The organism is Enterobacter sp. DTU_2021_1002640_1_SI_PRY_ASU_LCPMC_013 (assembly GCF_032389435.1).
Taxonomy (GTDB): Bacteria; Pseudomonadota; Gammaproteobacteria; order Enterobacterales; family Enterobacteriaceae; genus Enterobacter; species Enterobacter hormaechei_C.
In genome coordinates, this window is record NZ_CP135594.1 from 3,535,894 (window position 1) to 3,561,341 (window position 25,448).

Annotated in this window: 20 protein-coding genes and 1 pseudogene; 10 read left to right on the forward strand and 11 right to left on the reverse strand. The window is 56.0% G+C overall.

The genetic code is table 11. The features are described 5' to 3' along the window. The first annotated feature begins 197 nt into the window (after positions 1–197). Entirely contained in the window at positions 198–2,258 is a 2,061-nt protein-coding gene (ppk1, locus tag RS584_RS16890) for a polyphosphate kinase 1 (protein ID WP_015572188.1), read from the forward strand. 3 nt (positions 2,259–2,261) lie between these two features. After that, positions 2,262–3,800, forward strand: a complete 1,539-nt coding sequence (gene ppx / locus RS584_RS16895; RefSeq protein WP_032671813.1) for an exopolyphosphatase — start codon at positions 2,262–2,264, stop codon at positions 3,798–3,800. A gap of 4 nt (positions 3,801–3,804) precedes the next feature. Here ppx and RS584_RS16900 read toward each other — a convergent pair whose 3' ends face one another. After that, positions 3,805–6,045 (reverse strand): EAL domain-containing protein, encoded by a 2,241-nt coding sequence (locus tag RS584_RS16900; RefSeq protein WP_315748362.1) that lies wholly within the window; start codon positions 6,043–6,045, stop codon positions 3,805–3,807. A gap of 368 nt (positions 6,046–6,413) precedes the next feature. Here RS584_RS16900 and RS584_RS16905 point away from each other — a divergent pair, with 368 nt between their 5' ends. The 3 genes from RS584_RS16905 to RS584_RS16915 all read left to right on the forward strand — a co-directional run bounded on the left by RS584_RS16905 (position 6,414) and on the right by RS584_RS16915 (position 7,963). Then, a complete protein-coding gene (locus RS584_RS16905) occupies positions 6,414–6,584 on the forward strand; it encodes a YfgG family protein (protein ID WP_017383512.1) in 171 nt (56 codons plus the stop codon). Positions 6,585–6,738: 154 nt separating this feature from the next. After that, the gene (locus RS584_RS16910; protein ID WP_315748363.1) at positions 6,739–7,206 is read left to right on the forward strand and encodes a DUF6130 family protein; all 468 of its coding nucleotides are present in this window, start codon (positions 6,739–6,741) and stop codon (positions 7,204–7,206) included. A gap of 10 nt (positions 7,207–7,216) precedes the next feature. Beyond that, a complete protein-coding gene (locus RS584_RS16915) occupies positions 7,217–7,963 on the forward strand; it encodes an alpha/beta fold hydrolase (protein WP_193042352.1) in 747 nt (248 codons plus the stop codon). A 129-nt stretch (positions 7,964–8,092) separates the two neighbouring features. Here RS584_RS16915 and RS584_RS16920 read toward each other — a convergent pair. Further along, a pseudogene (locus tag RS584_RS16920) lies at positions 8,093–8,176 on the reverse strand (MipA/OmpV family protein); the annotation flags it as partial. A gap of 255 nt (positions 8,177–8,431) precedes the next feature. Here RS584_RS16920 and RS584_RS16925 point away from each other — a divergent pair. Beyond that, on the forward strand, positions 8,432–8,911 hold the full coding sequence (locus RS584_RS16925) for an RrF2 family transcriptional regulator (RefSeq protein ID WP_003860591.1): 480 nt from the start codon (positions 8,432–8,434) through the stop codon (positions 8,909–8,911). A gap of 65 nt (positions 8,912–8,976) precedes the next feature. On the opposite strand, the gene oqxB is transcribed toward RS584_RS16925, so the two are convergent. Both oqxB and RS584_RS16935 read right to left on the reverse strand, forming a co-directional pair. Then, a complete protein-coding gene (oqxB, locus tag RS584_RS16930) occupies positions 8,977–12,129 on the reverse strand; it encodes a multidrug efflux RND transporter permease subunit OqxB (RefSeq protein ID WP_047365235.1) in 3,153 nt (1,050 codons plus the stop codon). Between the two features lie 23 nt (positions 12,130–12,152). After that, a complete protein-coding gene (locus RS584_RS16935; protein WP_023295135.1) occupies positions 12,153–13,328 on the reverse strand; it encodes an efflux RND transporter periplasmic adaptor subunit in 1,176 nt (391 codons plus the stop codon). Positions 13,329–13,665: 337 nt separating this feature from the next. Between RS584_RS16935 and RS584_RS16940 the strand changes: the two genes are divergently transcribed. Beyond that, positions 13,666–14,019, forward strand: a complete 354-nt coding sequence (locus RS584_RS16940; protein ID WP_047365237.1) for a helix-turn-helix domain-containing protein — start codon at positions 13,666–13,668, stop codon at positions 14,017–14,019. 101 nt (positions 14,020–14,120) lie between these two features. On the opposite strand, the gene guaA is transcribed toward RS584_RS16940, so the two are convergent. Together guaA and guaB are read right to left on the reverse strand one after the other, a co-directional pair. Further along, positions 14,121–15,698 (reverse strand): glutamine-hydrolyzing GMP synthase, encoded by a 1,578-nt coding sequence (guaA, locus tag RS584_RS16945; protein WP_062933291.1) that lies wholly within the window; start codon positions 15,696–15,698, stop codon positions 14,121–14,123. Positions 15,699–15,765: 67 nt separating this feature from the next. Then, entirely contained in the window at positions 15,766–17,232 is a 1,467-nt protein-coding gene (gene guaB / locus RS584_RS16950; protein ID WP_003860601.1) for an IMP dehydrogenase, read from the reverse strand. Between the two features lie 159 nt (positions 17,233–17,391). On the opposite strand from guaB, the gene xseA reads away from it, so the two are divergent. From xseA to RS584_RS16965, 3 genes are read left to right on the forward strand one after another with little or no spacing between them, the layout of a single operon-like run. Further along, positions 17,392–18,765 carry an exodeoxyribonuclease VII large subunit gene (xseA, locus tag RS584_RS16955; protein WP_032654466.1) on the forward strand — a complete coding sequence of 458 codons (1,374 nt, stop codon included), beginning with the start codon at positions 17,392–17,394 and terminating at the stop codon, positions 18,763–18,765. A gap of 58 nt (positions 18,766–18,823) precedes the next feature. Continuing rightward, entirely contained in the window at positions 18,824–19,843 is a 1,020-nt protein-coding gene (locus RS584_RS16960) for a M4 family metallopeptidase (protein WP_063136595.1), read from the forward strand. After that, complete coding sequence (locus tag RS584_RS16965; RefSeq protein WP_006811517.1) at positions 19,844–20,194, forward strand: protealysin inhibitor emfourin; 351 nt, start codon at positions 19,844–19,846, stop codon at positions 20,192–20,194. On the opposite strand, the gene RS584_RS16970 is transcribed toward RS584_RS16965, so the two are convergent. The 5 genes from RS584_RS16970 to RS584_RS16990 form a co-directional block, all read right to left on the reverse strand. After that, positions 20,191–20,412, reverse strand: a complete 222-nt coding sequence (locus RS584_RS16970) for a zinc ribbon domain-containing protein (RefSeq protein WP_015572176.1) — start codon at positions 20,410–20,412, stop codon at positions 20,191–20,193. The genes RS584_RS16965 and RS584_RS16970 overlap by 4 nt on opposite strands. Before the next feature lie 50 nt (positions 20,413–20,462). Then, positions 20,463–21,497 (reverse strand): Gfo/Idh/MocA family oxidoreductase, encoded by a 1,035-nt coding sequence (locus RS584_RS16975; protein ID WP_315748364.1) that lies wholly within the window; start codon positions 21,495–21,497, stop codon positions 20,463–20,465. A 61-nt stretch (positions 21,498–21,558) separates the two neighbouring features. Beyond that, complete coding sequence (locus tag RS584_RS16980; RefSeq protein WP_015572174.1) at positions 21,559–23,100, reverse strand: peptide MFS transporter; 1,542 nt, start codon at positions 23,098–23,100, stop codon at positions 21,559–21,561. A gap of 517 nt (positions 23,101–23,617) precedes the next feature. Beyond that, a complete protein-coding gene (locus tag RS584_RS16985) occupies positions 23,618–24,085 on the reverse strand; it encodes a DUF6392 family protein (RefSeq protein WP_062938252.1) in 468 nt (155 codons plus the stop codon). Then, positions 24,082–25,137, reverse strand: coding sequence for an S-type pyocin domain-containing protein (locus tag RS584_RS16990; protein ID WP_315748365.1), 1,056 nt, complete (start codon positions 25,135–25,137; stop codon positions 24,082–24,084). Before RS584_RS16990 ends, RS584_RS16985 begins: the two co-directional genes overlap by 4 nt. Positions 25,138–25,448 lie beyond the last annotated feature (311 nt).

The window sequence follows — 25,448 nt, forward strand, 5'->3', positions numbered from 1 at the left end:
GCACGGGCCTACGGTCCCGTAGGTCGTGGTAAGCGCAGCGCCACCCGACACCCCCTCCCCCAACCCTCTAAATTCCCCAACAAAAAAATAACTGTCATACTTTTCTGGCACTGTTGGACATATCGTGGAAATGCTCGCCATAATAAGGACGAGACGGATTTACCACGTCCTGTGATTGAACTGGAGTGTGAGCTGTAATGGGTCAGGAAAAGTTATACATCGAGAAAGAGCTAAGCTGGTTAGCATTCAACGAACGTGTACTTCAGGAAGCGGCCGATAAAAGCAACCCGCTGATTGAACGTATGCGTTTTTTAGGCATCTATTCCAACAATCTGGATGAGTTCTACAAGGTTCGCTTCGCCGAACTGAAACGCCGAATCATCATCAGCGAAGAACAGGGCTTAAACTCCCACTCGCGGCATCTGCTTGGAAAAATCCAGTCTCGCGTGATGAAGGCCGATCAGGAATTTGATGGCCTCTATAACGAGCTGCTGCTGGAAATGGCACGCAACCAAATCTTCCTGATCAACGAACGCCAGCTCTCCGCGAATCAGCAAAACTGGCTGCGCCACTATTTCAAACATTATCTGCGCCAGCACATTACCCCGATTCTGATCAACCGTGAAACCGATCTGGTGCAGTTCCTGAAAGATGATTACACCTATCTGGCGGTAGAAATCATTCGTGGTGAGACCATTAACTACGCGTTGCTGGAAATACCGTCTGATAAAGTCCCACGCTTTGTAAACCTGCCGCCGGAAACCCCGCGCCGGCGTAAGCCGATGATCCTGCTGGATAACATCCTGCGCTACTGCCTGGACGATATCTTCAAAGGCTTCTTCGATTATGACGCGCTCAACGCCTACTCGATGAAGATGACCCGTGACGCCGAGTACGATCTGGTGCATGAGATGGAGGCCAGCATGATGGAGCTGATGTCTTCCAGCCTCAAGCAGCGCCTGACGGCGGAGCCGGTGCGGTTTGTCTATCAACGCGATATGCCGGACGCGATGGTGGAGATGCTGCGCGATAAGCTGACCATCTCCCGCTACGACTCCATTATCCCCGGTGGGCGTTACCACAACTTTAAAGATTTCATTGGCTTCCCGAACGTCGGCAAGGCCAATCTGGTGAACAAACCGCTGCCGCGCCTGCGCCATATCTGGTTCGATAAGTTCCGCAACGGGTTCGACGCCATCCGCGAACGGGATGTGCTGCTCTACTATCCGTATCACACCTTTGAACACGTGCTGGAATTGCTGCGTCAGGCCTCGTTCGATCCGAACGTGCTGGCGATTAAAATCAACATTTATCGCGTGGCGAAAGATTCCCGCATCATCGATGCGATGATCCACGCGGCGCACAACGGCAAGAAAGTGACCGTGGTGGTTGAGCTCCAGGCTCGCTTCGACGAGGAGGCCAACATCCACTGGGCGCGCCGACTGACGGAAGCGGGCGTACACGTCATCTTCTCCGCACCGGGGCTGAAAATTCACGCCAAATTGTTCCTGATCTCCCGTAAGGAGGGCGACGACGTGGTGCGCTACGCCCATATCGGTACCGGGAACTTTAACGAGAAAACCGCGAGAATCTACACCGACTATTCGCTGCTGACTGCCGATGCCCGCATCACCAACGAAGTGCGTCGGGTGTTCAACTTCATTGAGAACCCGTACCGCCCGGTGAGCTTCGATTATCTGCTGGTGTCACCGCAGAACTCACGCCGCCTGCTGTACGATATGATCGACAAAGAGATTGCCAATGCGCAGAACGGCTTGTCGTCCGGCATCACGCTGAAGCTCAACAATCTGGTGGACAAAGGGCTGGTGGACCGCCTGTACGCGGCCTCCAGCTCCGGCGTTCCGGTAAATCTGCTCATTCGCGGCATGTGCTCGCTCATTCCGGAACTGGAAGGCATCAGCGACAATATCCGCGTGATCAGCATTGTGGATCGCTATCTTGAACACGATCGCGTCTATATTTTCGATAACGCCGGTGATAAGCGCGTATACCTCTCGTCCGCCGACTGGATGACGCGTAACATTGATTACCGTATTGAAGTGGCGGCACCGCTGCTGGATCCTCGCCTGAAGCAGCGTATCCTGGACATTATCGAGATCCTGTTCAGCGATACGGTGAAAGCACGTTATATCGACAAAGAACTCAGTAATCGCTATGTACCGCGCGGCAATCGCCGTAAAGTGCGCTCGCAGCTGGCGATTTACGATTACATTAAATCACTTGAGCAATCCGATTAACCTATGCCAATAAACGATAATACCCCACGCCCGCAGGAGTTCGCCGCGGTCGATCTTGGCTCAAACAGTTTCCATATGGTCATCGCCCGCGAGGTGGATGGCGCGATGCAGATCATCGGTCGTCTGAAGCAGCGTGTGCATCTGGCCGATGGTCTCGACGCGCGTAACATGCTGAGCGAAGAGGCCATGGAGCGCGGGCTGAACTGCCTGTCGCTGTTCGCAGAACGTCTGCAAGGCTTTTCGCCGTCCAGCGTCTGCATCGTCGGGACGCATACGCTACGCCAGGCGCTGAACGCGCCGGAGTTTCTTAAGCGTGCGGAAAAGGTTATCCCCTACCCGATTGAGATCATCTCCGGTAACGAAGAAGCACGCCTGATTTTTATGGGCGTGGAGCATACGCAGCCGGAAAAAGGCCGCAAGCTGGTGATTGATATCGGCGGTGGCTCCACGGAACTGGTGATTGGCGAAGATTTCGAGCCGCGTCTGGTGGAAAGCCGCCGTATGGGCTGCGTCAGCTTCGCGCAGATGTATTTCCCGGGCGGCGTCATCACCCGCGAAAACTTCCAGCGCGCGCGCATGGCCGCCGTACAAAAACTGGAAAATCTGGCCTGGCAATACCGTATTCAGGGCTGGAACGTGGCGCTGGGCGCATCGGGGTCGATTAAAGCGGCCCATGAAGTGCTGCTGGCAATGGGTGAAAAAGACGGGTTTATTACGCCTGAGCGCCTGGTGAAACTCACCGAAGAGGTGCTTAAGCATAAGAGCTTCGACGCCCTGAGTTTGCCGGGTCTGTCCGACGAACGTAAAGCCGTGTTCGTACCGGGGCTGGCGATCCTCTGCGGCGTGTTTGACGCGCTGGCGATCAAAGAGCTGCGCCTCTCTGACGGCGCCCTGCGTGAAGGCGTGCTGTATGAGATGGAAGGTCGTTTCCGTCATCAGGATATTCGCAGCCGCACCGCGCAGAGCCTGGCCAACCAGTACAACATCGACCGCGAACAGGCGAAACGGGTGCTGGAAACCACGGTTCAGATGTACGAGCAGTGGGAGGAGCAGAATCCGAAGCTGGCGCATCCGCAGCTGGCCGCGCTGTTGAAATGGGCCGCCATGTTGCACGAGGTGGGGCTGAACATTAACCACAGCGGAATGCATCGCCATTCAGCCTATATTCTGCAAAACAGCGATCTGCCTGGCTTCAACCAGGAGCAGCAAACCATGATGGCGACGCTGGTGCGCTATCACCGCAAAGCCATCAAGCTCGACGATCTGCCGCGCTTTACGTTATTTAAGAAAAAGCAGTTCCTGCCGCTCATTCAGCTGTTGCGCCTGGGCGTGTTGCTCAATAATCAGCGACAGGCAACCACCACGCCGCCGACGCTGAAGCTAAAAACGGATGACTATCACTGGACGCTGAGCTTCCCGAACGACTGGTTTAGCCAGAACGCGCTGGTGCTGCTGGATCTGGAAAAAGAGCAGCAGTACTGGGAAGCGGTCACCGGCTGGCTGTTGAAGATTGAAGAAGAGAGTTCTGAGGCGGCAGCGTAACGGCTCAGGCGCTCTCCTGAGAAGGCTGCGTGTCGAGCAACGTATCAAGCTCAGCCGGCAACCCAATCAAATAGCCCTGCACATAATCGATACCTAGCGCGTGCACCGCGCTACGTATCTCTTCCGTTTCCACATATTCCGCCACCACCAGCATTTTCTTCATCCGGGCCAGATGGCAAATGGAAGCCACAATCTGGTAATCCAGGCTGTTGCTGACAATATTGCGAATAAAGCCGCCGTCGATTTTGAGAATATCTGCGTCCACGCTTTTTAACCGCGCATAGCTGGCGTAGCCGGTGCCAAAATCATCAATGGCGATCCGGATGCCCATTTTTTGTAATTTCCTGAGGGTCGACGCCGCCATATCCGCATGACCAAAGGCGCTGCTTTCGGTCACTTCAAAGATCAGCTGCCACGCTTCAACGGCGTATTTGGCTAACAGGCGGCTCACTTCAAGCGGGAACTGCGCCCTGTAGGCGGTAGAAGGTGCGAGGTTGATCGCAAAGCGCTGGCCCGGCAAACGCTGGCGGTGCTGTGCCAGGAAACTCAACGTACGCTCCAGTACCCATAAATCAACACGCGACGATAAACCAAACTCCTGTGCTATGGGCAGGAACTGCTCGGGAAAGATCAGCGCCCCGTTATCATCACGCATTCGCAGCAGCACCTCGTGGTAACTATCGCCGCGCAGCCCGCGAACGGGCTGAACCAGCAGGGTAAAAGCGTCCTGCTCCAGCGCGGCCTGCAAACGACTCATCATCGCGACCTTATCTTTCAGGCTACGCTGCAAATGAACAGCCCCGCGCTGCTGAAGATTTTCCGGGTGGTTGGTAGAAAGGGAGAGATCGGCCACGATACCCAGTTCCCCCAGCACCAGATAGAGGTGATTGACGGGTGAGCGCACATAGCAATAGCTCACGCCGACCTGAGGCTGTACCGGCATACCATCCCAGACAAAAACGAACTGCTTGATATGCTCGTCCAGCGTCTCAATGCGCTGTTGATGCGACTCCGCCTCCAGACGCACCGCCATGTCATACCCGGTGAGGTGATAGACTCGCTCATTGGGCTGAAGGGTGCCGTTTATCCATTGCGCCAGCTGCTGTTTATACTGGATCCGCAGCATCACGCCGTAATTGCGTCCCAGCACCTCCAGCTCGGGCACGCGCAGTAAACAGAGCGCTGACCACGGATGACTGGCCAGCTCGCGCGAAAGCGCCCGCAGGTTGGGCATATGCACCACCGGATCGAGAAAAGCCTGACTGCGGGAGCGAATATTGATGGCCCGCTGGCGTGTCGCCAGCATCGACATGTACGTCACAACGAAGGAAAAGACCAGATAGCTGGATGAGGTGATCGCCAGCTGAATGCCATACCCCTCTTGCACCGGAATGTAGTGATAAAAAAAGTGAATCGACACCAGCAGGACCGGCGTCCAGATGAGTGACATCAGCTTGTAGCCAAAGCGCATCGCACCCCAGAGCATCACGGGCATCAGCAGGGACAAGGTGTAGTTGGTACTGAAAATGGAACTGTTTGCATTCATGGGCAGCAGCAGCATGACCAGCAACCCGCCCAGGGCTAAAAACCACACCACAAACTCAACGGCCGTCACCTTTTTGTCTATTTGCGCGCGGAGCTGGGACATCAGTCCCTTGATATAGCGCGGATGACGTATCAGGCGGATCAGCAGGTAGCTTAGCGGCACGCCCGTCAGCCCGCTCACCAGCAGCCCCTGATAGTTAATAAGGGTCCGAATATTGAGGGGATTCAGTCCTGCGAGGCTCTGGCGGCTCTCATAGACGCCGAGATAGACCGCAAACTGAAACAGCAGCAGAAATAGCGTTGCCGGGCAAAACACCTGCCAGAAAATACGCTGCCCCATCAGGCGTATGTCACCGTAAGCGGTCATATTACGCCGGGGCGCAAACACGCGATAACCGCCCCAGCTGAGCACCAGAGGAACGATAAAATGCAGAATGCCGGCCATGGCTTCAAATAACCCAACGGAGGGGTAATAACGTAAAAACAGCGACACCACCACCCCGGGGAGGGCTTCCAGGCCAAAGAATAACATCAGCGTCAGCAGAAAGGAGAGCGGGAGATAATAGAGCGCAACGATACCGTCGCCCAGCTGCGTTAAGGTATTAGCCACACTAAGCACCGGGAGTAACACGACGGGTAAAATAAGAGGAAGTGCCCACCAGCGGTCTTTATTTTGCTTCAGGATGTGGTGAATATTCATAGATGCTCGTTTACAACCCTTGCGCTCCTGAGGGTAAATGAAGACAGGCATCCAACCTGACGTACACGTTGCCTGGAAAATTCCTGGCAAGCACAGTGGAGGAGGGATTTTAAATATCAACGACGGGATGCGGTTGACCTAAATCAAATTAATTTATCTGAATAAACCTTTCTTACGTTTTTTTTGAGTATTTTTCCTGTAATTATCAATGCGATAAATAAAACTGTTGTTTTTAATAACATAAATTAATGTAAGCATTGACGCTATTTTACATTTCGCCGAATTGACCCTGACTTGCGGCTGTGCCTTAATAGCCGTATCGCCCAAAAGGGTATACTCAGGAAAAGAAAGTGAGTCAGGCTACGCGTATGCGAAAACGACATCGATTTAACACCCGGATGACCCGCATCATACTGCTCATCAGTTTCCTGTTTTTCTTTGGCCGCTTTGTTTATTCCTCCATTGGCGCCTGGTATCACCATCAGGACAAAATTCAGTCGCAGCAATCAGGTCTTGTGGTGGATTCGCCCGAGCGCTAAAGCGTGTTCGCTCCCGGCAGACAAACTGTATCGCACTGTATCCCGAGCGCTACGCTGACAAACCGGTACAAAACGCCCGCAAAAGCAAACATCCCCGATACATAAAAATGGTCTTCTGTGTCCCTCGCCATAATGAACTAATGAGGAGACACAGATGATTCGTCGATATTTCCTGCTCCCTGTATTTGTGTTGACGTCATTTGCTGGCGCACTGGCCGCACCGTTGGATGGCCTGAGCGCCGCTGATGTCAACGGTCCAGCCGCCGTCGCCCCGCCTGAACAACCCCAGCCGCGGGCAAAACTGATTGTCGATCCGCCGCTGGCGGGACCGCTAAGTAAAGGTGCGGTCTTTATTCAGTACCGTATCGAAAACCTGCGCATTGAACCTGTATTTGGACCCGACGCGCTGAAAGTCACTCCGCGTATCGGCCATATTCACGTTGTGGTGGATGACGCGCCCTGGCACTGGGCTGATACCAGCGGCGAGCCGGTGATCCTGGTCGGGCTGCCCGCAGGAAAGCACAAGGTGACGATCGTCGTTGCCGACCCGACGCATAAACCCATCGACCATAAAACCGTTGAATTCACCGTGCCGTCACACGCCGCGATCCATCACTTTTAAGGAGCCTGATATGAAAGTATTGTCTGTATTAACGGCGGCGCTACTGGCAATTTCCACCAGCGCGCTGGCCGGGACAAAAGCCAGCGTGGTGCTGGTGCATGGGGCGTTTGCCGACGGCAGCAGCTGGAATAAGGTGATTACCCGGCTACAAAAACACCATACCGAGGTTATCGCAGTTCAATTGCCCCTCACCTCGCTGAAAGATGATGTCGCCGCCACGCAGCGCGCTATCGCCCGGTCTCATGGGGATGTGGTACTGGTCGGGCACTCCTGGGGCGGGACGGTAATCAGCGAGGCGGGAAACAATGCCCGCGTGAAGTCACTGGTTTATGTCGCCGCTTTTGCGCCGGATTCCGGCCAGTCGACGGCAGACCTGGCAGACAGCTTCCCTGCTCCACCGGGGAGCGCCAGTCTCGCTAAAACCACAGAGGGGTATTTATATCTGCCGACAAAAGCGGTCAGCGAGAATTTTGCGCCTGACGTGAAGGACACCGAGCGCAATGTGATTGCCGCGACGCAGGGCCCCATTAAGGCCGATGCGTTTGGGGAGAAAATCGCGCATGCCGCCTGGCATGACAAACCGAGCTGGTATGTGGTCAGCAAAAATGACAGGATGATCGATCCTGAGCTTGAGCGTGCAATGGCGAAAAAAATCAACGCCAACACCACGGAGGTGACGGCAAGCCATGTATCGATGGTCAGCCAGCCGGACGTCGTTACCCGTACGATTGAACAGGCGTTATCGGGTCAACAGTGATAAAAAAAACCGCAGGATGAACGGTCCGACATCGGGCCACGCCATCCTGCGGGCTTTATGCACTTCCAGCTCCTGCAACGGGGTTATGTGCGGTTTTGTCACAAACGCGCCTTCCCCCTCACTGAACCATCAGAAGCTGTACGTCACCTTCAAACTTCCCCCAGGAAACGTTTTTCGCTGAACAATGGGGCTATCGCCAGCCTCTCCCGTCAGCTACGTAACCGGCAGGGTCAATCTGAGTACGTCAGCCGAAGGCGGTCTTATGGTGACCGTTGATTTCCCGAATCCGGCGTTCGCATGAACGTAAACGCGGCGCTACACGTCCTGACATGTGTCAGCACAGCGTTACTTCATGTATGCCGCAGATTGCTTCAATAAAATTACCGTATTTGTTATATTGTTACTTACTGATTATTCACCTCTGCGGTGCCAAAAAGAACAAGATTCACCGCAACCCAGGACAGAAAAATGTTAGATTACCGCTTCCCGACAGCTTTGCAGATGGTTCTCAGCGTAGCGATGGCGGAGCAATCGGGTGAACGTTCGACGAGTGCAATCCTGGCTTACGGCCTGGAAGCGAATCCGAGCTTTATCCGCAAATTAATGGTTCCTCTCGCCCGCGACGGCATTATCGTCTCGACGCTTGGCCGCAATGGCTCTATCCATCTTGGCCGCCCGGCGGAAGAGATTACCCTGCGTGATATCTACCTCTCCGTCACTGAAGATAAAAAGCTGTGGGCGTCCCGTCCTGACGTCCCGGCCCGCTGCGTGGTCAGCGCTAACGCCTGCTGGTACTTCAAATCAATCGCTGATGAGGCGGAGCAGGCTTCGTTAGCAGTTTTAGCGCGCCATACCGTCGCCAGCGCGCTGGAAGAGGTGAAAAAAGCCGATACCAGCGGGTGCGATCCGGTGCCGGAACTCTGTACGCAGCATAAAAAAGCGCCTTAATCTTTACCGATTGCGAAAAAAAGCCGCCTTCACAATGAAGGCGGCTTTTTGCTATCTGCTACGTCCTACGCAGGCAACACCTCTCTTTCCGCTTTGCCGCGCGTCACGAACTTACGCAGCGTCACATAAAAGACCGGCGTCAGGAACAGACCAAACAGCGTCACGCCCAGCATCCCGGCGAACACGGTGATCCCGGTGACGCCGCGCACTTCTGCCCCTGCCCCGTGACCAAGGATCAGTGGAATGGTCCCGGCAATAAAGGCGATAGAGGTCATTACAATCGGGCGTAAACGCAGGCGGCACGCTTCCAGCGCGGCCTCCATAATGCCTTTGCCCTGAATTTCCAGCTCCCGGGCAAACTCCACGATAAGAATCGCGTTTTTACAGGCCAGCCCCATCAGTACTACCAGCCCTACCTGCACGAACACGTTGTTATCGCCCCCAGTCAGCCAGACGCCGAACAGCGCGGAGAGCATCGTCATCGGCACGATGAGGATCACCGCCAGCGGCAGCGTCCAGCTTTCATACAGCGCCGCCAGCACCAGGAACGCCAGCAGCACCGCGACCGGGAAGACGATCAGCGCCGTGTTGCCCTGGGTGGCCTGCTGGAAGCTCAGGTCCGTCCATTCAATATTCATCCCATTCGGCAGGATCTGCTTAGACATACCGTCCAGCTGCGTCATCGCCTGCGCGGAAGAGAGCACGCGCGGGTCAGCATCACCAATCAGATCCGCCGCCGGGTAGCCGTTGTAGCGGATCACCGGGTCCGGACCGTAGGTGGTCGTGATTTTCACCATACTGCCAATCGGCACCATTTCACCCTGGCTATTACGGGTGCGTAAATTCGCGATATCTTCCACGCTGTCGCGGAACTGCCCGTCGGCCTGTGCCATTACGCGCCAGGTGCGACCGAACTGGTTGAAGTCATTCACATAAGACGAGCCCAGATAGGTTTGCAGCGTCCCGAAGAGATCGGTGAGCGACACGCCCTGCGCTTTCGCCTTATCACGGTCAACCTGCACATCCAGCTGCGGAACGTTAGCCTGGTAGGTTGAGATGGGAAAATGCATCCCCGGCGTCTGCATAATCGCCCCGGACATGGTGTTCACCGCGTTTTGCAGCGCGCCATAGCCCAGACCAGCGCGATCCTGAATGTACAGCGAATAGCCCGATCCCTGGCCCAGCCCTAAAATCGGCGGCGGCAGAATCGAGAAGCCAAAGCCCTGCTGGATTTGCGCGATTTTCGCGTTGATCTCCGCGTTTATTTCCGCCGCAGTATGTTTACGCTGGTCGAACGGCTTCAGGCCAAAGAAGACCGTCCCGGTGTTCGGCGTATTGGTGAACTGGAGCGCATTCAGGCCAGGAAACGCGACCGCATAATCCACGCCTTCGGTATTCATCCCGATTTCGCTCATCTTGCGGATCACCGCATCGGTGCGCGCCAGCGACGAGCCTTCCGGCATCTTCACGCCGCCAATCAGGTACAGCTTATCCTGCGTCGGAATAAACCCGCCGGGAACGACTTTAAACATCACGCCCGCAGCGCAAAGCAGCAGCAAATAAACCACAAACACCGCCCCGCGTCGGCCGAGCGTTTTGCCCACCAGCCCCTGATAGCCAGTCGAGCTGCGGTGGAAAAAGCGGTTAAACGGACGGAAAATCCAGCCGAACAGACGATCGATAAGCCGGGTCGGGAAATCTTTCGGGGCGCCATGCGGCTTCAACAGCAGCGCGGCCAGCGCTGGCGAGAGCGTCAGCGAGTTGATCGCGGAGATCACCGTGGAAATGGCTATCGTTACCGCAAACTGCTTGTAGAACTGACCGGTCACGCCGGAGAGGAACGCCATCGGAACGAATACCGCACACAGCACCAGCGCAATGGCGATAATCGGCCCGGATACTTCACGCATCGCCTGATGTGCTGCCGCAAGCGGGGCGAGCCCCTCTTCGATATTTCGTTCGACGTTTTCCACCACCACGATGGCATCGTCCACCACGATACCAATCGCCAGCACCAGCCCGAACAGACTCAGAGTATTCAGCGAAAAGCCCAGCAGGTAGAGAATACTGAACGTGCCCACTACCGATACCGGCACCGCAATCAGCGGGATTATCGACGCGCGCCAGGTTTGCAGGAACAGGATCACCACCAGCACAACCAGCACCACCGCTTCCAGCAGCGTTTGCACCACCGCGCGGATCGAGTCGCGTACAAACACCGTCGGGTCGTAAGGCGCCGCCCATTTCATATCGTCCGGGAATCGTGTGGACAGTTCGTCCATTTTGGCGCGCACCGCGTTAGACAGATCGATGGCGTTTGCCCCCGGCGACTGGAAGATACCAATCCCGACCGCGTCTTTATTGTTCAGCTGGGAGCGCAGCGCGTAGCTGCCGGAACCCATCTCGATACGCGCCACGTCGCGCAGTCGGACGACCGTACCATCCTGCGTGGTTTTCAGGACAATGTTGCCGAACTCGTCTTCGGTATGCAGGCGGCCCTGGGCGTTAATGGAGATCAGGAAATCGCTCTCTTTCGGCAGCGGCTCGGCGCCAAGCTGCCCGGCGGACACCTGCACGTTCTGCTCCTGCATCGCCGTGACCACGTCCGAAGCGGTCAGCCCGCGGGCCGCGACCTTGTTCGGGTCCAGCCAGACGCGCATCGCGTATTCGCCCGAGCCGAAAATCTGAATCTGCCCCACGCCGGGCAGACGCGCCAGCTCATCCTTCACCTTCAGCGTGGCGTAGTTACGCATATACAGTGAATCGTACTTACCGCCAGGCGAAAACAGATGCACCACCAGCGTCAGCGTTGGCGACTGTTTCTGAGTCGTGATGCCCAGACGCCGTACGTCTTCCGGCAGACGCGCTTCGGCCTGCGCGACGCGGTTTTGCACCTGAACCTGCGCCTGATCCGGGTCGGTGCCCGGGCGGAAGGTGACGGTAGTCACCAGCACGCCGTCGGAACCCGCGACGGATTTCATGTACATCATGTTTTCAACGCCGTTGATCGCCTCTTCCAGCGGCGTCGCCACGGTCTCAGCAATCACTTTCGGGTTGGCGCCCGGGTACTCGGCGCGCACCTGCACGCTTGGCGGCACGACGTCAGGGTATTCGCTCACCGGCAGCAGCGGGATGGCGATTAATCCTGTGATAAAAATCAGAATCGACAGTACGGCGGCAAAAATCGGCCTGTCGATGAAAAAACGGGAAAAGTCCATGGATTGGATTCTCAGGTAAGGGATCAGTTGAGGGCGGCGCTGGCGGTCATGGCAACGGTTTTCGCGTTAACCGGCATACCCGGCATAAACACTTTTTGTAAACCATCGACGATGACTTTATCCCCGGGATTCAGCCCCTGCTGTACGATACGTAAACCGTCGGCCAGACGCCCGGGCGTAATGTCGCGGCGCTGCGCTTTCCCGTCTTTATCCACGATATAGACATATTTACGATCCTGATCGGTCAGCACCGCCTTATCGTCAACAAGCGTGGCTTTAAATTCCGCACTGCCCGGCAGACGCACGCGGGCAAAGAGTCCAGGCGTGAACTGACGCTGTGAGTTATCCAGCAGCGCGCGCATGCGGATCGTTCCGGTACCCGGTGTGAGCTGGTTATCCAGGAAATCCACTTTGCCCTGATGGGGATAGCCCTCCTCGCCCGTCAGGCCAATCTCCACCGGCAGCGCCGCATGATCGCCGGACACCCGCTGCCCGCTGCGGGCCAGGTTCTGATAGTGAAGGTAGGTTGACTCGTCCACGTCGAAGTAGACATAAACCGTTTTCTGCGAGACCAGGGTGGTGAGCACGCTGGCGCTGTCGCCCGCCGTCACCAGGTTACCGCTGGTGATCAGCGCCCGGCTGGCGCGACCGTCGATAGGCGCGGTCACTTTGGTGAAGTCGAGGTTAAGTTGCGCAGCGTCTACCGCCGCCTGCGCGGCGCGAATATCGGCCTGCGCCTGGGTAGCGGCGGAACGGCGCTGCTCCCACTCTTCACGGGATACCACGTTGGTATTGACTAATTTATCGGTACGGTTAGCCTCGCTTCGCGCCAGGCTGGCCTGCGTTTTGGCTCTCGCCAGGTTCGCCTGCGCCTGCTCCAGCGCGGCGCGATAGGTTCGGTCATCAATCGTGAACAGCACCTCGCCCTTTTTCACCTCCTGGCCGTCGGTGTAATTCACTTTCTCAATGTAGCCGGAGACGCGCGGACGCAGCTGAACGCTTTCCACCGCTTCAATGCGACCGTTAAAGCTGTCCCACTGGCTAATGGATTTCACCACCACGTCAGCAGCGCTGACAACGGGCGCTTGCGGCGCGGCATTTTGCGCGACGCTGTCATCGCACCCGACGAGAAGCGCGGAGAGTAAAACCACCCCCATCGCGCTCAGATGAAAGTTACCCCAGGTTTTTTGCAGGCTCATTATTTTTATTCCGGTTATTGTAGCCGCCGGGCAAGACGCAGCGGGAGGCGCCGCGCCACTTCCTTTGTCCGGTAGCTGGCTGAAGGCCATTTGTGTCGTTCATCGCCACAAAACTGTAACAGTTGCGAATACACTATCGCGGCGATTGTAGGAAGGCGCTTAATTAAGTGCAAGAATAATTGTTGCACTTTATGTGCTATTTGCGGCGAAGATAAATCACGTGTTTTGAGAAGGGATTTAAATGCAACAATAAAACTTGCAATTAATGTAAAAACGGGTCACCTTTAATTGCAACAAACAAAGGTGCTTTTTAATACGTGGCGTAGGGGGAAGCAAAATGAACACGGGTGCATTTATTCACGATTTACTCGACTGGATCGACAACAACCTCGATAGCCGTCTGGACATTGAAACCGTCTCCAGGCGAGCCGGCTATTCGAAATGGCACCTCCAGCGGCTTTTCAAAGAACATACCGGCTCCCCTCTCGCCGAATATATTCGCGCGCAAAAGCTGCAAAAATCGGTTGAGCGCTTGGCCCACAGCGATGAACCGATTCTGAACGTGGCGATCGCGCTGGGCTTTGACTCTCAGCAGTCCTTCAACCGCAGCTTTAAGCGTCAGTATGGTCAGGCCCCCGGGGCATGGCGACGCAGTATCGGCTGCCGTGAATCGCGGCAGATGAGGCAGTAATTCACCACCGGGCCGGATATCGGCCAAAAAGAAAAACCCTCTGTAAACAGAGGGTTTTATCAGTCTTACCTGCTTATAACTTCGCAGGAAAGGTTATGGGCTTACTCCCACTCGATCGTCGCCGGTGGCTTGCCGCTGATGTCATACACCACGCGGGAAATGCCGTTCACTTCGTTGATGATGCGGTTAGACACGCGGCCTAAGAAGTCATACGGCAGGTGCGCCCAGTGCGCGGTCATGAAGTCGATGGTTTCCACCGCACGCAGGGAGACTACCCAGTCGTACTTACGGCCATCGCCCATCACGCCGACCGAGCGAACCGGCAGGAACACGGTGAACGCCTGGCTCACTTTGTTGTACAGGTCAGCTTTGTGCAGCTCTTCGATGAAGATCGCGTCCGCGCGACGCAGCAGGTCGCAGTACTCTTTCTTCACTTCGCCCAGCACGCGCACGCCCAGACCCGGGCCCGGGAACGGGTGACGGTAGAGCATGTCGTACGGCAGACCCAGCTCCAGGCCGATCTTACGCACTTCGTCTTTGAACAGCTCACGCAGCGGTTCAACCAGGCCCATCTTCATCTCTTTCGGCAGGCCGCCCACATTGTGGTGAGATTTGATGACGTGCGCTTTACCGGTGGCGGAGGCCGCAGACTCGATCACGTCAGGGTAGATGGTGCCCTGCGCCAGCCATTTCACATCTTCCAGCTTCAGCGCTTCTTCGTCGAACACTTCCACGAACACGCGACCGATGATTTTACGTTTCGCTTCCGGATCGTTCTCGCCTTTCAGCGCGTCCAGGAAGCGCTGCTCGCCTTCCACGTGAACGATGTTCAGACCGAAGTGGTCACCGAACATGTCCATTACCTGCCGGGCTTCGTTCAGACGCAGCAGACCGTTGTCCACGAAGACGCAGGTCAGGTTTTTACCGATGGCGCGGTGCAGCAGCATCGCGGTTACGGAGGAGTCCACGCCGCCGGAGAGGCCGAGGATTACTTTGTCATCACCAACCTGCTGGCGGATACGCTCCACGGCATCGTCGATGATTTTTGCCGGGGTCCACAGGGCTTCACACTGGCAGATGTCACGCACGAAGCGCTCCAGCATGCGCATACCCTGACGGGTGTGGGTCACTTCCGGGTGGAACTGCACGCCGTAGAAGCGTTTTTCTTCGTTCGCCATGATGGCGAACGGGCAGCTTTCAGTGCTGGCAACGGTCACGAAGTCGGACGGGATAGCGGTGACTTTGTCGCCGTGGCTCATCCACACGTCCAGCAGCGGTTTGCCGTCTGCGGTCAGGGAGTCTTCGATACCGCGCACCAGCGCGCTGTCGGTGACGACTTCAACCTGTGCGTAGCCGAACTCACGCTCGTTAGAGCCTTCTACGTGGCCGCCCAGCTGCATCGCCATGGTCTGCATGCCGTAGCAAACGCCGAACACCGGTACGCCCGCTTCGAACACGTACTGCGGCGCACGCGGGCTGTTCTCTTCGGTGGTGCTTTCCGGGCCGCCGGAAAGGATGATGCCGCTTGGATTGAACTCGCGAATCTGTGCTTCCGTGACATCCCACGCCCACAGTTCACAGTAAACGCCCAGCTCACGCACGCGGCGCGCCACCAGCTGAGTGTACTGAGAACCAAAGTCCAGGATGAGAATGCGATGTTTATGAATGTTTTCCGTCATTGACGCTAATTCCGAGGCAAGTGAAACAAAACAAAGCGCCCGGCATTGAGCCGGGCGCGGAAATTTATCAGGAGCCCAGACGGTAGTTCGGGGACTCTTTGGTGATCGTCACGTCGTGAACGTGGCTCTCCTGGATACCCGCACCGCTGATGCGTACGAATTCCGCTTTGGTACGCAGCAGGTCAATGGTACCACAGCCGGTCAGACCCATACAGGAGCGCAGGCCGCCCATCTGCTGGTGAATGATCTCTTTCAGGCGGCCTTTATACGCCACGCGGCCTTCAATACCTTCCGGCACCAGTTTGTCTGCGGCGTTATCGGTCTGGAAGTAACGGTCGGAGGAACCTTTGGACATCGCGCCCAGGGAGCCCATACCGCGGTAGGATTTATAAGAACGACCCTGGTAGAGTTCGATTTCACCCGGGGATTCTTCGGTACCGGCCAGCATAGAGCCCACCATCACGGCTGCTGCACCTGCGGCGATCGCTTTGGCAATGTCGCCAGAGAAGCGGATACCGCCGTCCGCGATGACCGGAATACCGGTACCTTCCAGCGCTTCAACCGCGTCAGAAACCGCCGTGATCTGCGGCACGCCTACGCCGGTGACGATACGGGTGGTACAGATAGAACCAGGGCCGATACCCACTTTCACCGCGCTGCAACCCGCTTCCGCCAGCGCGCGAGCGCCTGCGCCGGTTGCCACGTTACCGCCGATGATCTGGAGATCCGGGTATTTAGCACGGGTTTCACGAATACGTTGCAGAACGCCTTCGGAGTGGCCGTGGGAGGAGTCAATCAGCAGCACGTCAACGCCCGCAGCAACCAGCGCGTCAACGCGCTCTTCGTTACCCGCACCTGCGCCAACCGCAGCGCCGACGCGCAGACGGCCATGCTCGTCTTTACAGGCGTTCGGTTTACGTTCTGCTTTCTGGAAATCTTTAACGGTGATCATGCCGCGCAGGTGGAAGTTCGCGTCCACAACCAGCGCTTTCTCAACGCGTTTTTCGTGCATTTTCGCCAGCACCACGTCGCGTGTTTCGCCTTCACGCACGGTCACCAGACGCTCTTTTGGCGTCATGTAGACGCTGACAGGCTGGTTCAGGTCAGTCACGAAACGCACGTCACGACCGGTAATGATACCCACCAGTTCGTTGTCTTCAGTGACTACCGGATAGCCTGCAAAGCCGTTACGCTCGGTCAGGGCTTTCACTTCGTGCAGCGTGGTGGTTGGCAGAACGGTCTGAGGATCGGACACGATACCGGATTCATGCTTCTTCACGCGGCGAACTTCTTCCGCCTGACGCTCGATAGACATGTTTTTGTGGATAAAGCCAATGCCGCCTTCCTGTGCCAGGGCGATAGCCAGACGCGCTTCAGTCACGGTGTCCATTGCTGCGGAGAGCATAGGAATGTTCAGACGAATGGTTTTCGTCAACTGCGTGCTGAGGTCGGCAGTATTCGGCAGAACGGTGGAGTGAGCGGGAACGAGGAGGACGTCGTCAAACGTCAGTGCTTCTTTAGCGATACGTAGCATGGGCAATATCTCTGACCTGGGTGGTTAAATATTGCCGTGGCATTATACAGAGCGTAACCGATTGCATCCACACTTTTTTGAAAAAAATGCTTGCGCTCACCTCTCAGCAGGTTACTATCGACTGAATAACTTGCTGATTTAGAATTTGATCCCGCTCACATGTTATCCTCTCAATCCCCCTCAATTTATACTGTCAGCCGCCTTAATCAGACGGTACGTTTGCTGCTTGAGCAGGAAATGGGACAGGTCTGGATCAGCGGTGAAATCTCTAACTTCACGCAGCCTGCTTCCGGTCACTGGTACTTTACGCTGAAAGACGACACCGCTCAGGTGCGCTGCGCGATGTTCCGCAACAGCAACCGTCGCGTGACGTTCCGTCCTCAGCATGGCCAGCAGGTTCTGGTTCGCGCCAACATTACCCTGTATGAGCCGCGCGGCGATTATCAGATTATCGTCGAGAGCATGCAGCCCGCGGGCGAAGGCTTGCTGCAACAGAAGTACGAGCAGCTCAAAGCCATGCTTTCGGCTGAGGGATTGTTCGACCAGCAGTTTAAAAAGCCCCTGCCCTCACCCGCTCACTGCGTTGGGGTCATTACCTCGAAAACCGGTGCGGCCCTGCACGATATTTTGCACGTCCTGAAGCGCCGTGACCCTTCCCTGCCCGTCATTATTTACCCAACTGCCGTTCAGGGTGACGATGCGCCGGGGCAGATCGTGCGCGCGATTGAACTGGCAAATGCCCGTCAGGAGTGTGATGTCCTGATCGTCGGGCGCGGCGGCGGCTCGCTGGAAGACCTTTGGAGCTTTAACGACGAGCGCGTGGCGCGGGCAATCTTTGCCAGCCTTATCCCGGTGGTAAGCGCCGTCGGCCATGAAACGGATGTGACGATAGCGGATTTTGTCGCGGATTTACGCGCGCCAACGCCGTCCGCGGCGGCAGAGGTAGTCAGCCGTAACCAGCTGGAGCTGCTGCGTCAGATCCAGAACGGGCAGCAGCGCCTGGAGATGGCGATGGACTACTTCCTCGCCAACCGTACCCGCCGCTTTACCCAGCTTCACCATCGTCTGCAACAGCAGCATCCGCAATTGCGTCTGGCGCGTCAGCAAACCGTGCTGGAACGTCTGCGTCAGCGGATGAACTTCGCGCTGGATAACCAGCTTAAGCGTGCGGTATCTCGCCAGCAGCGCGTCACGCAGCGTCTGAACCAGCAAAACCCGCAGCCGAAGATTTATCGCGCACAAACGCGTATCCAGCAGCTTGAGTTCCGCCTCGCGGAAAATATCCGCTCACGCCTGAGCACCACGCGCGAGCGTTTCGGCAATGCGGTCACCCATCTGGAAGCCGTCAGCCCGCTCTCCACGCTGGCTCGCGGCTATAGTGTGACCACCGCGACGGACGGCAAAGTGCTGAAACAAACGAAACAGGTTAAAGCCGGGGATGTGCTCACCACCCGGCTTTCTGACGGCTGGGTCGAGAGTGAGGTGAAAGAGATCAAACCGGTGAAAAAAACGCGCCAGCGTAAAAGCGGATAAATCTTCGCCGGTTACAAACTATACTGCTGCTATTGCCTTTTTTAATAAGGAGAGCAGCATGCCCCATCTTCATAGCGTCATCCCTCCGTATATTCTTCGCCGTATTATCGAAAGCGGTTCTGAGCCGCAGCAGCGCTGCGCCCGTCAGACCTTGACCCACGTCCAGACGCTGATGGCCCATATGCCGGGCAAACCCGCCGCGCCGCATGTGAATAAAGCCGGTCAGCTTGAGCGTGACATCTACGATGCGAAACAGACCCAGGAGCTGCCGGGTACCCAGGTGCGCTATGAAGGCCAGCCCTCCAACGGCGATGTGGCGGTGGATGAAGCGTACGATTATCTGGGTATCACCCATGATTTCTTCTGGAAAGAATATCAGCGCAATTCGCTCGATAACAAAGGACTGATCCTCACCGGCACCGTGCACTATGGCCGGGAATATCAGAACGCCTTCTGGAACGGCCAGCAGATGGTCTTTGGCGATGGCGACGGGGAAATCTTCAACCGCTTCACCATTGCCATCGACGTGGTGGCGCATGAGCTGAGCCACGGCGTGACCGAGACCGAAGCCGGACTGATCTATTTTGAGCAGTCGGGCGCGCTGAACGAGTCCTTATCAGACGTGTTCGGCTCGCTGGTGAAGCAGTATCATCTGAAGCAAACCGCCGATAAAGCAGACTGGCTGATTGGTGAAGGGCTGCTGGCAGCGGGGATTAACGGCAAAGGGCTACGTTCCATGTCTGAACCCGGTACCGCCTACGACGATCCGCTGCTCGGCAAAGACCCGCAGCCCGCGCACATGAAAGATTTCATCAAAACGCGCGAGGATAACGGCGGCGTGCATCTTAACTCCGGCATCCCCAACCGCGCGTTTTACCTGGCCGCAACGGCGATTGGTGGCTACGCCTGGGAAAAAGCGGGTTATGCCTGGTACGACACGGTTTGCGATCGCAACCTGGCGCAGGATGCGGATTTTGACGCTTTCGCAAAACTGACGATAGCGCACGGCGAGAAACGATCCGGTAGCGACGTTGGGGCGGCCATTAAACAAGCCTGGGAACAGGTAGGAGTACTGTAAATGCAGGTTCCGGAACTGACGGATGACGCCGTGGTTGAGCTGGCCCGGGAAGGCGGCGTCGCCTTTATCCCTAAGCTGAGCGGCCAGCGCACCATTGCGCTCTCCTCGCTTAATGAGGCCCAGCGCCAGCGCCTGGTGAGCATTCTTGAGCAGGCTTTCCCGCGCGGCCAGCCGCCCGGGCAAGCCTCTTCCCCCGGCAGCGGTGACCAGCGCTATTTCCGCATCCAGATTATCTGGACCGGCCAAAATCAGGCGCACTACGCCGATATCATCGTGCTGGTACCCGAGCAGGAAGCACCTGAGTCGCTGGTGGAACTGTGGCAGAAAGGTGAAGGCTGCGTGTGCGATTAACCTTCAGCCCGAACAAACTCCACGCGTTTTTTAGAGATAAGACCGTGGCCGTTCTGGCAAAAATAGTCCACCGCACCGCAGGCTTTTAGTACCTGGAGTGGCTGATGACACTCCGGGCAGCGGGCTTCGAGCGCGATATCTTTATTACAACTTTCGCAGTGCGCTACCCCGTTCAGGGGCTCCAGCGGTGTCTGGCAATCCGGGCAGGTAATCGTCATGGTGACTCCTTCAAAGCGTTCAGGTCTGCGATAATTTTACCACGTCGCGTTCAGTGCGGGCCACGCAACTGTTGCTGTAAGGTTAGCAGCAGCGTCACCTCCTCGACCCTCCGGCGCGTCGTGCGGCTCACCTGGTGCGGATCCCGTTCAAAGAGACTTTTTGCCCCCAGAATATGCTCCGCAAGGCAATGCTCGTAGATCGTTCCGGGAATATGCCAGCGCTGAATTTCTTTACCCTTAATCAGCTCCAGCACATCTTCTGCGCCGCGTCGGTCGTGGCTGACGATACGCCCGTCGCGCAAATAGAAGCGTAATCCCTTTTGCCCGCCCGCAGGTCCCGCGTATTTGTTAAGCCAGATGTCCACCGGCACGCCGCTGATGCTTCCCTGCAAATGCGCCTCGCCTTCCGCCGTGGTCAGATCGCCCTTTGCGATATCGCGGCCCAGGCGGTCTTTTGCCGTCACCACCTGCAACGTCATATCGTCACTGCCGCCCAGGTAACGCACCGTTTCACGCAGCATCGCCAGCACGTGCGTACCGATATCCAGAATCACACCATCAGGATGGCAAAGCGTTCGCGCGTCTGGCTCGCCGGTGGCGAAGTTGAGCGCAATGGGCTCTCCTTCGGCGTTATACCCGCTTGGCTCCTGCAAAAAGCCTTCGATTTTGACGATGTCAAAAACATGAGCGACCAGTGATTGCTTTACGCTATCGAGACGCGCCATCCAGTGATCGAGCGCCAGCACGCGGTCGGCGGCTCCCGGTTGAGCCAGCAGCGCTTTCAGTTTTTCAATTTGGGGCAGCGTGGCGACAATCGGTTTTTCTACCACAATACGCGACGCGGGTGAGGCCAGCGCCTGCTCAAGTACCTCGAGATGGTACAGGGAGGAAGTGGTGATAAACAGGGTGTCCTGCGGGTGGGAAAGAAGTTCACCGAGCGACGCGCAACGTGTGACCCCTTCAGGCTGCTTCTCGGGGTGAAGATCAAAACCTAAACAGCGCGGAGTATCAGGAAAAAGATTTCGTATTGCCGGTAAGTAAGCCGTTTCAACCACAGCACCAAGCCCAACAAACCCTAACAGCATGTTCTTACCTCGTTAAGTCAATTGCCGGGGCATAACGCCACCCCGGCAAGGTCGAGGTTTATCAGGCGTTAGCGGCCGGTTTAGTCTGCGCATTTTCCAGCATGCGGCGCACCGGAACAATGAGGACGATCAGCACCGCAGCACAAATCAGCAGCGCAATGGAGCAACGGGCAAAGAGGTCTGGCAGCATATCCAGCTGGTCGGCCTTCACGTGACCACCAATCAGCCCCGCAGCCAGGTTACCCAGCGCACTGGCGCAGAACCACAGGCCCATCATCTGGCCGCGCATTCTCTCCGGCGCCAGCAGGGTCATGGTCGCCAGACCAATCGGGCTCAGGCACAGCTCGCCAAGGGTGAGCATCAGAATGCTGCCCACCAGCCAGAACGGCGACACGCCCGCCCCACCGTTGCTCAGCACGTTCTGCGCCGCCAGCATCATCAGGCCAAAGCCCGCCGCCGCGCACAGAATACCGATTACGAACTTGGTGATGCTGCTCGGACGAATGTTTTTGCTCGCCAGCTTCGGCCATGCCCAGCTAAATACCGGGGCCAGCAGAATGATGAACAGGGCATTAATCGACTGGAACCACACCGCCGGGATCTCAAAATCACCGATCATGCGGTTAGTGTAGTCGTTGGCGAACAGGTTGAAGGAGGTTGGCTTCTGCTCGAACGCGGACCAGAAGAACGCGGCGGAGACCAGCAGAATAAAGCACACCAGCAGCCTTGCGCGCTCTTTGCGATTCAGCCCGGCGAAGATGAACAGATAGATGAAGTAGAGCGCGACGGAGGCGGCAATCACATACACCAGCACGCTGGCGACCGCGACCGGATTAATCACAATCACGCCCTGGGCAATCAACGTTACGATGATTGCAACACCCACAGCCAGCGCCAGCAGCCAGGCACCCACGCCGTTACGTTTCACTACCGGACTGTTCCAGGTGGAGTCCAGACCGACTTCACTGTCGTAGCGCTTCATGGCCGGAACGGCAAACACGCGGAAGATAATCAGGGCGACCAGCATCCCGATACCACCGATACCAAAGCCCCAGTGCCAGCCGTGGGTTTTAATCAGCCAGCCGGAAATCAGAGGGGCAATGAACGAGCCCATGTTGATGCCCATATAGAACAGCGAGAAACCGCCGTCACGACGCGCATCGCCTTTTTTATACAGGGTGCCGACCATGACCGAGATACAGGTCTTGAACAGGCCGGAGCCGAGCACGATAAACATCAGGCCGATGAAGAACAGGTTGTCGCCCATGATGGCCGACAGGGCGATCGACAGGTGCCCGAGCGCAATCAAAATCGAACCGTACCAGACGGCCCGCTGCTGGCCGAGCCAGTTATCCGCCAGCCAGCCGCCCGGCAGCGCAGCGAGGTACATGGTGCCGGCAAAGATGCCGACAATCGCCGAGGCGTTTTCACGCGCCAGGCCCATCCCGCCGTCATAGACGGTGGCGGCCATAAACAGAATCAGTAGCGGGCGAATACCGTAAAACGAAAAACGCTCCCACATCTCGGTGAAGAACAGCGAACCGAGCGGATAAGGATGGCCGAAGAAGGTTCGGCTCTCTTTTTGATTAACAGAGGATTGCATAATTCTCCCGAAAAGGTATGTGTCGTGCTTGTAAACACCAGCATGTACGCCGAACGGTTACGTATCCGATCGATTTTTTACATGCGGCGAAATGTTGGTTAACCATTTGATAACCAGGCGCTAGTTTTGTCTAGTACCGAACCCTGGACTTTAAGACGAAAATTCGATGATTGTCTACTTTTTTGGATTTAAAGATGGTTAGGAGTGAATAGTGATTGACTTCACAGAGGGTTAGCCATTGCTGTGAAAGCGCGAAAAAAAACCGCAACAGACGCGGGTTATAGCGGGCTCAGCTAAGGTTTTTGCTTTGCTTAATGCGAAAGAATATTAAAGGCAAAAATTATTGTTTTATAAATCTTTTTCAATACAAATCAATCAATGTCTACACACCTGGGTACATCATTTTCATTGATACCCATCAAGAGAATTAATTTTCACACTTAAAACTATCGACCGATTCCACCAGCCAAGACGAAGGATCCTGGCTGGTGTTTTGTTGCGGTAAGTATCTCCGATGTTACCAGCGAAGTTCTGACGTTGGCATGAAGGTTACAGACCTCACGCTATCCGCTACGTCATAGCTAATCTGCATGCTTGTAGGATTTACATACCCTTTTGCCTCATAAAGATCCGTCCATCCAAAAGAACGCTTCATAATCACTTTAGGGGGAGTGCTTCTTAATGGCTCACCAATATTTTCATGTACCCATTTCCGGTTCATCTTTTTAACTAATGGCTCAGGCAGATTGTTTGGAAACACCCAATCGGCTTTGTCATCGTCCTGAATGGTTAAAGTCAGTGCCTTCAAAATCCGTCCTTCTCGCCAAAAAGATAAAAACACCCCTTCTTTGGACATATCGAGACTTAGAACAGGAGAGCCGGACGCACCTTTAGGAGGTGACTTGTATATGATTAATTCAGAATCAATCAGCTCTTTGTAACTTTTTCCTAACCCCTCAATTAGTGCATTAACGTTTATTGTCATTTGTATAATCCCTGTTCACTGTTCAGTCTGTGCATTTTCGCCCTCGCCGCCTCAATTTGACTTTCTGTTGCTCCATTTGCTTTTAGCGCTGGTTCGATAGCATCCAGGTTGCGATCAAGCGCCGTGCGCAAGTTTCTTGAATCGAGATCGATTTGTGCCGGAGTATTACGGCCTCCATACGTTTCACTTATTTTTTGATGCACTTCTTTAGGGATTACTATTGCTGCCACATCATCAGCTAATTTACTGATATCTTTTGGATCAACATCAGGATAAAGCGCCGTTAAATATGCTTCAACCGCCGCTCTTGACGGCATATGATCCGCCTCGTAAATCCCCTGCCGCGAACGGCGTTTAAAGTCACTGTATAGCTCGACCTCCAGAAACTCCACCGGTGGTTTGCTCAGGTAGATATAAATCGGCGGCAGGTCAGGAAACGGCAGGATCAGAATGTAATCCGCGAAACTCTTTTCCTCCGGTGCCGGGCTGGTGGTCGCCGTTATTCCGGTGTTATCCGGCAATGGGTCAACAACCACCGGGTTCGGCAGCACCGGCCGCGCCTGGTTGCCGGTATTCCATGGCGTTTTCTCGTCTGTCCGGTCAGGCGTCCACACGATGGTTATGTGCGGTTCTTCCTCCGTGGTGAATGTGTACGCCTGCGCCCTGCTGTCGAACTCCATTTTTCTGACGCGCACACTGTCCCGGCCAGGTGGCGTGTGCCATCCATGCGGCACCGGGTTCCCCCTGCCGTCGTTCTCCCACGTATAGCGAACACGGCTTGGGGCTTCACGCATCTGCTCCAGGCGCATACGGTCGATAAAGTCCTGTTCGCCGTCGTTCAGCCTGCCGGGCATCATTCCCACCAGCAGCCCGGCCACGGGCGCACCCGCTCCGGCTGCGGCCACCTCACCCAGCCCGGCAGCGCCACGCACCGCCCAGGTGCCGTAGGTCAGCGCCCTGCCGCTTATCAGCTCCAGCAGGCTTGCACCTGCCGTGGCCGTCTGCGCGCGTGCAGCAGCAGAAGCGGCAGCAACGGCCGCCTGATAATCCATTTCCTCATGGTTGCCGTTCCACCAGCGATAAAGGGCGCTGCGCTTTTTCGGTTTGGAGATGTCCTCTGGCTTTTTCTTTTTTGCGGTCTGTGCGTGCTGCGGAGCGTCTGAATCGGTTGCCGTTCCAGTTCCCTTACCCCTACGATTATCGCGCGTGCTCCATCGTCCATTGCGGCAATTTCTTCCGCTGTAAATGGCGACGCTTCCAGCCCTGCTAATATTTCTGGCGTTAATTTATTGGTATATTGCTGATTCATGTAAATTCCCTTAATTCCAGTTAATTAAAAATTCAAATAATCCTACTACGGATA